Annotated in this window: 1 protein-coding gene; it reads left to right on the top strand. The window is 30.2% G+C overall.

Going from position 1 to position 232, the window contains the following annotated elements; all coding sequences use genetic code 11:
* A partial coding sequence (locus AA089_RS25415) for a hypothetical protein (protein WP_162200480.1) occupies positions 1–232 on the top strand: 232 nt, incomplete at both ends.

Below are 232 nucleotides of genomic sequence, written 5' to 3'. Positions count from 1 at the left end.
AATCTGAATACAAAAGTGATTACCACTGATTATTTAGACAATGGAATTTATAGCAGAACACAAGAAACTGTATTTGATACGAACTATCCTTTTGTAAAAGAACTAAAAAGTATCGTTGATCAGACCATTGAAAAATCAATATTTACGTATCCTTTTGAATCGGAAGTTTCAAACGAACCATTTGTAAATAGTTTAGTAACTCAAAATCGAATCGCTACGCCTGTTTCATATA

It is taken from the genome of Kordia jejudonensis (assembly GCF_001005315.1).
Taxonomy (GTDB): domain Bacteria; phylum Bacteroidota; class Bacteroidia; order Flavobacteriales; family Flavobacteriaceae; genus Kordia; species Kordia jejudonensis.
Note: the sequence above shows the minus strand (reverse complement) of the source record. Positions and strands in the feature narration are given on the sequence as shown.